This window comes from Bacillus sp. ISL-46 (assembly GCF_018613205.1).
The window spans coordinates 1-8,991 of sequence record NZ_JAGGQR010000063.1 but is presented as its reverse complement, the minus strand read 5'-3'; the positions used below and the strand labels follow the sequence as shown (position 1 = coordinate 8,991).

The window sequence follows — 8,991 nt, the reverse complement described above, 5'->3', positions numbered from 1 at the left end:
AAGCCCTTGTTGGCCTCCTAATTGACCGCCTGCATGAATGCCGAGCACTTGACCGCCGCCTAGCTGGCCGCCTGCTTGGACGCCAAGACCATGCTGGCCCCCTAAATAACCGCCTGCTTGGACACCTATCCCTTGACCGCCGCCTAGTTGGCTTCCCGAATAAACCCCAAGACCATGTTCTCCCCCTAAATGACCGCCAACATTGTAGCCAGTTCCCTGTCCGCTTCCCAAATGGCCATCGGCATACATACCTGCCATTTTCCCTCCTATATGCCAATATCCTGGAGGATAAGTTCCATAATAAGGGGCGGGATAAGGATAAGAATATTGATAATAAGGCTGGGACCTATTGGGATAACTAAATGGATATATTACCATTTTCATAAAACCTCCAATCAGATTCATGCTTTAGTCTATGCGCCATGAATAAGGCATGATACTTAACTAAACGAAAGACAGAAAAATGGGCAGTGGCCATTTGATTTTGCCAAAAATATAAAAGGAGTCCCAAAACTATGTGCTCGGGACTCCCATTCCTAAAAATGATCAATTATGTTTTTTTGCATAGTCAAAATCAAATTCTCATTCTTCCTGTTTTACTACCTTTGTCTTATTGATGAACTTAAATCCAAGCCATAAGCAAAGGAATAGAGGAATGACAAGGTAGGCGGCAATTATGCTGCCCCAATCAACCTTGGATGCAAGAAACGCCTGGTAGTCTTGACCCAATGTGACGAGTAAACCAACAGCAATCGTAAAGATTGGTCAAAATGGGTACCTTTTTGCCCGATACGGCAGCTGATTAAGCGAATAAGCTTGAGCCGCATATGCTTTACGGAACCGATAGTGACATACGGAGATTCCAAGCCAGAAAATAAAACCTGTAATGCCGACTGCGTTCATTAACAATACATACACACCCCCATCACCAAAGAAGGAGGATAAAAAGGCGAACATGCCGATAACCGTGGTTAAAATAATCGCGGCAACAGCACACCACGCTTATTAAGTTTTCCAAGTATCCTTGGTACCTGTCCTTCTTTTGCCATGGCGTATAACATCCGGGTTGAAGCATGAAGGCTGGAATTACCTGCCGACAAAACAGCTGTTAAAATGACAGCGTTCATAAGTGCTGCTGCAAAAGCAAGTCCCGCTTTTTTAAATACAAGCGTGAATGGGCTAACCATAATATCATTACTTAGCAAATTTGGGTTATTGTAAGGGATAATGAGCCCTACAACAAAGATCGCTAAAACATAAAAGATAAGGATTCTCCAGAAAATACTTTTAACTGCCTTCGGTATCGTTTTAGCAGGGTTTTCACTTTCCCCGGCAGCAACCCCCACAATTTCTGTACTTTGAAAAGAAAATCCTGCAGCGAGGAAAATAGCAAAAGTACCGAGCATACCGCCGCTAAAAGGCGCCTTTCCCACAGTAAAGCTTTTAAATCCGATTGCTTGCCCGCCCATAATCCCAACAATAAATTAGCAGCCCTATGACTATAAAAATCACAATGGCAGTCACTTTAACAAAGGAAAACCAATATTCCCCTTCACCGTAACCCTTAACACATTTCCACGGTCCGCGGGGAAACTGTCCATCATACGGAATGCCGTTCAGGCGCACCTCGTGTGCTAACGAACTTCTTTTTCTTGTTGCTCCGAAGGTCTATAAAGACCAGATCGTCTTTTAAACCATTGGAATAAATGAGTAACAATCACTTTCAGGACCGCATAGCCTGGAACCGCCAGGATAATTCCTACCAATCCAAACAGATTACCCGCCGTCAAAATAATGAAAATGATCGTGATTGGGTGAATATGAAGCGATTTCCCCATAATTTGCGGAGAAATAAACTTGCCTTCGATCAATTGGACGATCGTCCATACGATAATCATCTTAAACAGCATAGCTGGCGAGGTAACGGTTGCCACAATCAATGCCGGAGTAATGGCTATCGCCGGCCCCAAATATGGAACAATGCTTGTGAAAGCTGCTGCGATCGCAAGAACCAAAGAATATTTCAGGCCAATGATCAAATAGCCTATATATAACAAAAGTCCGATGCAAAAACTAACGATAACTTGTCCCCGGATATAAGAACTGATTTGATGATTCATTTCCTCCATCACCTCGAATGATTGAGGACGAAGTTTGGTCGGAATGAGATTCAGAATGTAATGTGGCAGCCTTCTGCCATCTAACAACAAGTAAAACAAAATGAATGGGACGACGACAATAGCTAGAACCGTTTCCGTTATAGCTCCTACTACGCTCCTCCAGCTACTCCCCAACCGATTGATAAACGAAGTCAGTTGGCCTATAACCGTATTTGTCCAATCCGTGGAGCTATATCCGGTCGTATACTGAAACCGGTTAAAAAACGCGCCTCCGATTAGTTTTTTAAACCGAAGCTTGGCCTCTTCGCTGTAGGCCGGAAAATTATTGATGAGATCCATGACTTGAATACGTATAACCGGAATGACAGCTAAAATTAGAAGCGTAATGATTGCGATGATCAACAAATAAAGGATGATAATGGAATAGACACGCTTAATTCTCCTCTTTTCAAGCAGATTGACAATCGGATTCGTTAAATAATACACAACCCCCGTTATAATCAACGGTAGCAATATCGTCTGAACCAGAACGATAAAAGGCTCGAATACAAAAGAAATCAAGTTAAAGACCCAAATGTTCAAACCAATCAGCAGTAAGATCAACAGAAACAACACAAATTTGTTATTCAGAAAGAACTTCTTAAATCTTCCTGCCCCGGTCTCGAGAGTTGACATGTGATCTCCTCCAATCCTTATCCTATATTGTCGGTGGACAAACTTTACACCGCATTTTACAGTGACCTTGCCAAGATTATTGTTGTTCCCCAAGCACGATCTCCTTGCGTCGAAAGCAGAGATTTCTGGAAATTAAGCATAAAATAAAAAAACCACTGTTAATTATGGTTTGTCGTGCATAAATAATGTTCGGATTAATCAAAACAGATTCTCATGGGTTCTGTCAATGATTTTGTGTAACCGCCTGAATGACAGATCTTAACTGATATGTATAACACTTTCATCCTTACTGAATTAAGTGCTATTCGACTAAGAGAGACCCTTCAAGACGTTACTCTATCATTAGACTCTTTGATATCATCCTTCAGTCTGTAAAGAACTGTCTAACCTTTATCTGAGTAATGTGACCATCCTCAATTTAAATTAGAAAACGTTTCGCACAACAATCTGGCCCAATTCAGGAAGGACGCTTCTTATTAAAAGAAGAGCGCCCGATTGCTGAACAACAAAAAAACCTTACATTAGCAAGGTTTCCATATTCCCTTTTTTGTCCTGCAAAGTATTAGTCTTCTTTCATTATTTCATGAGGAGACTCTGTCGAATTCCCCGTCGCTTTCAATGGCTGTAAAGTCACCATCCTGGTCGACCTTTAAAAAGAAGATATCAATGTCTTCCTCGGTTTCTTCTTGAAATTCCTCCACAAAGCTGACTGCAACGTATTCTGTCCCTTCCATATTTATCTCTGCCAGCACTTCAACTTCCTGCTCTGGTCATTCTCATCGCTAATCGTAAAGATTTCGCCTAACTCAAGGGCTGATAAAAAATAATCCTACTGAGGAATTCAAAATGCCTATAAAGCAGCAAAGTGTTGAAGAACTGGAGAAAGCAGAAGAGAATATTGTTTTTCTTGAAAAAGAAGAGCTTGCCCATTTTCTAAAATTAACCTATACAGACGGGCTTGAAATGGATCATCTTGTCTTTACGTTACTTTCCTATACAGGATTGCGAATAGGTGAATTATTGGCCTTAAAATGGGGGGATTTTAACGAAAGGCAGGGTACTATCCGAGTTACTAAAACTCTTTATAACCCTACTAATCATTTTGAAAAATATCAGCTTTTAACGCCAAAGACAAAGGGCTCTGTCCGTACAATCAGGATTGATGAAATGATAATCAATATGTTAAAGAAGCATCGGCTTAAACAAAATGAGATTAAATTAAAAAACAGACTTGTTTACCAGGATTATGGATTTATTTTCGCTCGAGAGGATGGACATCCACAATTAAGAAAAGTTGTTGAGACCCGGCTTAAGAGACTTCTGAAAAAGGCAGAAATAGAAAAGAACATTACTCCACACTCATTTAGACATACCCACACTTCATTATTGATTGAAGCTGGAGTCGGCATTAAAGAAATACAACAGCGTCTTGGACATACGGATATTAATACTACGATGAATATCTATGCTCATATGACTGTTAATATGGAAGAAAAGGCCTCCCAACAGTTTAGCAAACTGATGAAAGACCTTCTCCTATAGTTAGCTTTTTTGTCACAGGTTGCCGTGTTTTTTAAAAAACGAGGACAAATCCGAGGACAAGAAAAGCATATTATCATTTTAGACGTTGATATAACAAGGTTTTAAAACCCTAATTACATCATGCCGCCCATTCATTTTCATATTTATTAGAGATAAATAGTGTTAAAAAAAAGGCTCTAAATCAACATTTATTAAAAATTCAACTTAAAGGTTTTAAATGCAATATAAAACATCGGAGGACAAACCGGAGGACAAAAGAGGACACATTAGATGTAATAATGTATTTAGCCCCGCTCAATTGAGTGGGGCTTTTTCCTCTTCATAATCCTTCTTCAACTTACTTCTACTGATATCACTTGGGAATATTTCTAACAGGATTAACAGACTTACCGAAATCATATGGTTGCGAATATACAATTTTCCCACACTTTTGACATTCTACATCACATAATCGATCATAAAATAGCCTTTTATGCTTAGGTAAGTTCTCAGGTGGTTCTTCCACTCGAATAACCAAAAGCATTCCTCCACATTCACATTGCACTAATAAACAACCTCCCTTTATTTTCTTATAAAGATCCTTGTCCTGGTTTTAACCGTGCCAAAACACTATGCTAGTTATCCTCATCTGAACTTTCTTCATTTATTTTTCTTGTTTTTTCATAATCTTCTTCAGTTGCATTTTCCCACTGTGCATCTAAACACAACTGTGCAAATTCATTACTACTAATTTGTGGATATGTTTTATGTAATTTTCTCAACATGAATTTTAATTGCTCTTTAGTACATAATCCATCGAAGTAATCTATATAAATATTAACTAATATTGGATAAAGTTTTTCTTTATTCATTTACTTTTTCCTTTCAAGAAGATGCATATATACTCTCAATAAGTAAAATGAATTGTATCACTTTTTCACTTTTAATAAAATCACAGTGTCAATATCTCTTTATAAATTAATTTGATTACGGCCAAGTGATTTTACCACTCTTGCCATGTTTTTTACCAGTGTTCGCCAATGAATTTACCGCTCGTTGCCAACAATTTTACCAATGGTGGTCACGTCAAGAAAATACAGGATTACAACGTTAAGGATTTTGAAAGATAAAAAGCCTAATCCCTCCTTATTTTTTTCGAGGAATTAGGCTTATAATCTTCAACGATAGCGCCCGATTATTGAAGATGAATGTGTTCTCTTAGATAGAGTTCATATAAAACAAATACAGTCTACCACCCATACTTTTGGGTTTAAATCTAATCTTAATTCATTGAAAGTTTGTTTAGCTGTGGTATTTATCGAGACTTGAAAGTGTGGTTGAAATCCCCATACATACATCCAATCATCCTTTCTAGGTTTGAATATTTATATCATTAATTATTTTGTTTAAGTACAATTCTAAACAACTCCATTAACATTAACATATAATTCAAATTATTTTAAAGTAATCTTCAACAATCTGGCCTGTTTGCGGAAGACTGATCTTATTGAACATCAATCAAAATTGTATAACAACTTAATATTATTGATTCCAAATACGACGATTTATTATCTTTGTTCATCAAACCAGATGGTACGAAGTGGTAAACAGGCTGTCAATCATTGATACACTTTTTGTCACTCAGTGGTAAAAAGTATGTCAAGGATGGTACATTTCACTGGCCGTAATCAATTAATTTAATGAAACAGTATAAAAGGGCTGCATTTTACATCTCTTTAAACCAGTAAGTGTAATAATAATTGGGTGTCTAGGATTTCTTTTTTGAGTAATTATTTCATCTCGTGTACTTTTAAAAACAAAAGTGTTTTCTTTACCAAATCTTTTAGCTGTTATTAAAATTCTAGACGTTAATTCTCTATGATACCATTCGTCAACGTTATCTGGTGGGTCCCCCCACCCATATACTATATAATCTGCCTTTTGAATTCCCCTTCTAATTTTTAATAAATTTGCTTCTAACAAATCTTCATAACCGCTTCTTGTTTCGCAGAGTTCATTTAACAATTCATATAATTTACTTGAATCTGTCTTATAGAAAGGAAATAAGTTTACGATTATAACAGTTTTAACGTCAGGAACTAGGCTATCTAATAATGAAGTTTGACTCCTTGTAAAATCCAAAACCTTTTTAACTGTTTTGTCACAACGAACTTTATTTGCTTTACTAGGATTCATTAATACATATAATAGTATTCTTGATGCGTTTTTATTTATATCAATCTCTAGCCAATCACGTAATGTAATATTATTGATTACCTTCTTTATACTGGCTTTTTTAACTGTAGCATATGAAGGATATGCTTCCATAACTCACCCCAATTATCACTTTTAACATATTAAATAAGAAGCCACAGTGGCTTCTTATTTTAGAATTTTTTAGTTATCCGTTCCTTTTTTGATTGCATTCACAACACCGAAAGAATCTTCACTTGATAAGAATGGGACCTGAGCAAAGATTAAATTAGATTCCCCTGAAAGCCTTGCTGCTAAATGACCCTTATCTAATAATCTTTCCGCACCTTTTTCTCCAAGAGCAATTTCTGAGGTACCTGTACTTTCTACTTTAAGAATTAATCTGTTACCTAAATTATCTCTTAACTGGACAGGTAATGCATCTTTATCCGGTCTTTGTGCAGCAAATATTAGGTGAATGCCAGCTGCCCTAGCTTTTACACCTAACCTCTGAACGGATGAAGAAACAGTATTTTTATATTCATCTACTAGCATCCAATCAGCAAATTCATCATGTATTAAAAATATTAAAGGCATTTTCTGACCTTCAGGGGCTTTCTTATTATATTCCTTAATATTTGGAACTTTATTTTCTCTAAATGTCAGATATCGACTCTCCATCTCTGTAACTAACGATTCTAAGACTGAAGCAGCTTTATCCTGGTCAATAATTATGCCTTCTGTTAAATGAGGTAAGTCCTCTAAGCTTTGGTAGTCAACCCCAAATTTTGGATCTATTAGATAAACCTGAGCCATCTCTTTTGAATTTGTAGCACAAATGTCAAGAATAAGATTTTGTAGCAATATAGACTTACCACTCCCAGTAGCACCTGCTATAAGAGTATGGGGTGCGTGTTGTTGTAATCCCTCAAACGCTCCACCAAGGTTCAAATAAAGTAACTCCCCATCCACTTCCTTAACACCTATAAGGAAGTTCATATTCATACCAGGCATGATTTGATCTAATTTACGTCTCTTCCAAATATCTCGCAAATAAATAACTTCACGCTCTGGTCTTGCAATAAATACAACTATTTCACCAGGTCTTCCTACTACATTTAATACTTGTAGTGCATGAGTGGTTAATAACTGTGACTTTTTCCTCTCAATGTCCTCAACTTTGAGATTATCAGAACCCTTTAGTCTAATAATTCCTGAGTTAGGGGTTAATCGCGAGCCCAATACTTTTGCCTGTAAGTTATATGACATTAAAGCTGTTTTTAATTTGCGTTCTACTTCATTTAACCATTCGTCAGAACCATCATCCACCATTTGTGAAACACTCGTATCTATCCATTCTTTCAAGTTGGAGCCTCCCCAAAAGTCTGGTGGCCCAACTTCAACAGATTCATCATTATCACTTTCTTCTGTTCCTGTAGAAGACTGCTCATTATTATTCATTTCGTCAGAACGTGTATTTTGTTGATTTTGCGCAGTTTGACTCTGAAAAGACCCACTGTCATTTTCATCCTCTGTTTCTTCTGAATTATCCTCAGGTAGCAATACAGCACGTACAAATTCCCAAGGTCTTTCATCACCAATTCCATTTCGGATAGGTGTTAACTGCGCATTTTTATTAATTCCTAATACAAGCTCTCTAACTTTTTCTCTATTGTATACCTCTTGGTAACACCCTTCTAACTCAGTTATCTGTATTTGTTCACAATCTAAGTTAGTATCATCTGATGAACTCGACACAAATACGTGGGAATAACCTTTTAAATCGATTGGTATATCTCCACTTCTAATTCCCTCTCTCCATTCTTCTAATGACAGGGTGGATTCTTTAGTAAATTCTACACCATTGTCTTTCTCAGAATAAGCTGTATCTCCAATGACCGTATCAATTTCCATGCCTGTTTCTTGACTTTTATCAACTAATGCTTGAAGATATTTGCCATCACTTTTTTCTCCTGTCGTCACAATGGCTGCTGTAATAATACGCTCATCATTCATCGCAATATGAGTTTTATATCCAAAGAAAGACGAGTCCGCTGTTTTATGACCCACACGTGCGTCTGGATCTGTTGATAAAAGTAATTGTTCTTGATGATCTTCCACTATCTCTTTTAAATAGTTAAGTTTCTCTCTAACATTCGGATACTCACATATCACTTCTTCAGCCTCTACTGTTTTAATAACTTGGTGACAATAATTCAGTTCATCTACTAATTCATTCGTCGTTGTTTTTGGTGGGAACTTCTCTTTCATTTTTTCATCTACTTGGTACACAGCTTTTCGAAGGTTTTTGGATTTCTCCATTAAGATTTCTTTAGGGGATTTTTGATTATAACGTGCTTTTGTGTGAGTGGCGTCGACGATAATGGTTTTACTTTTAATGAGTTCTTTCTCCAATGCGATTTCGACAGTCTTTTGAATAAGCATGTCTAATAAACTCACGTCTTTTAGGCGGAGTTTACGG

6 protein-coding genes and 4 pseudogenes are annotated in these 8,991 nt (G+C 37.2%); 1 reads left to right on the top strand and 9 read right to left on the bottom strand.

Annotated elements, in window-relative coordinates; translation table 11 throughout:
- The 4 genes and pseudogenes from J7E67_RS26015 to J7E67_RS26000 all read right to left on the bottom strand — a co-directional run.
- A pseudogene (locus tag J7E67_RS26015) lies at window positions 1-258 on the bottom strand (hypothetical protein); the annotation flags it as partial.
- 324 nt (window positions 259-582) lie between these two features.
- A pseudogene (locus J7E67_RS26010) lies at window positions 583-1,569 on the bottom strand (amino acid permease); the annotation flags it as partial.
- A 65-nt stretch (window positions 1,570-1,634) separates the two neighbouring features.
- The gene (locus J7E67_RS26005) at window positions 1,635-2,795 is read right to left on the bottom strand and encodes an AI-2E family transporter (protein ID WP_214733097.1); all 1,161 of its coding nucleotides are present in this window, start codon (window positions 2,793-2,795) and stop codon (window positions 1,635-1,637) included.
- Window positions 2,796-3,376: 581 nt separating this feature from the next.
- Window positions 3,377-3,591 (bottom strand): annotated as a pseudogene (locus tag J7E67_RS26000) (DUF1292 domain-containing protein).
- A gap of 50 nt (window positions 3,592-3,641) precedes the next feature.
- On the opposite strand from J7E67_RS26000, the gene J7E67_RS25995 reads away from it, so the two are divergent.
- On the top strand, window positions 3,642-4,337 hold the full coding sequence (locus J7E67_RS25995; RefSeq protein WP_214733096.1) for a site-specific integrase: 696 nt from the start codon (window positions 3,642-3,644) through the stop codon (window positions 4,335-4,337).
- Window positions 4,338-4,951: 614 nt separating this feature from the next.
- On the opposite strand, the gene J7E67_RS25990 is transcribed toward J7E67_RS25995, so the two are convergent.
- The 5 genes and pseudogenes from J7E67_RS25990 to J7E67_RS31565 all read right to left on the bottom strand — a co-directional run.
- Entirely contained in the window at window positions 4,952-5,188 is a 237-nt protein-coding gene (locus J7E67_RS25990) for a hypothetical protein (RefSeq protein ID WP_214733095.1), read from the bottom strand.
- 357 nt (window positions 5,189-5,545) lie between these two features.
- Window positions 5,546-5,674, bottom strand: coding sequence for a hypothetical protein (locus J7E67_RS32415; protein WP_374223943.1), 129 nt, complete (start codon window positions 5,672-5,674; stop codon window positions 5,546-5,548).
- Between the two features lie 334 nt (window positions 5,675-6,008).
- On the bottom strand, window positions 6,009-6,644 hold the full coding sequence (locus J7E67_RS25985; protein WP_214733094.1) for a DUF1643 domain-containing protein: 636 nt from the start codon (window positions 6,642-6,644) through the stop codon (window positions 6,009-6,011).
- A gap of 69 nt (window positions 6,645-6,713) precedes the next feature.
- The gene (locus J7E67_RS32410) at window positions 6,714-8,267 is read right to left on the bottom strand and encodes an FtsK/SpoIIIE domain-containing protein (RefSeq protein WP_374223944.1); all 1,554 of its coding nucleotides are present in this window, start codon (window positions 8,265-8,267) and stop codon (window positions 6,714-6,716) included.
- Between the two features lie 69 nt (window positions 8,268-8,336).
- A pseudogene (locus J7E67_RS31565) lies at window positions 8,337-8,991 on the bottom strand (transposase); the annotation flags it as partial.

Excerpts from the sequence above, each read along its gene's own strand:
- J7E67_RS26005 (WP_214733097.1), bottom strand. The coding sequence starts at position 2,795 with ATGTCAACTCTCGAGACCGGGGCAGGAAGATTTAAGAAGTTCTTTCTG.
- J7E67_RS25990 (WP_214733095.1), bottom strand. The coding sequence starts at position 5,188 with ATGAATAAAGAAAAACTTTATCCAATATTAGTTAATATTTATATAGAT.
- J7E67_RS32415 (WP_374223943.1), bottom strand. The coding sequence starts at position 5,674 with ATGTATGTATGGGGATTTCAACCACACTTTCAAGTCTCGATAAATACC.
- J7E67_RS25985 (WP_214733094.1), bottom strand. The coding sequence starts at position 6,644 with ATGGAAGCATATCCTTCATATGCTACAGTTAAAAAAGCCAGTATAAAG.
- J7E67_RS25995 (WP_214733096.1), top strand. The coding sequence starts at position 3,642 with ATGCCTATAAAGCAGCAAAGTGTTGAAGAACTGGAGAAAGCAGAAGAG.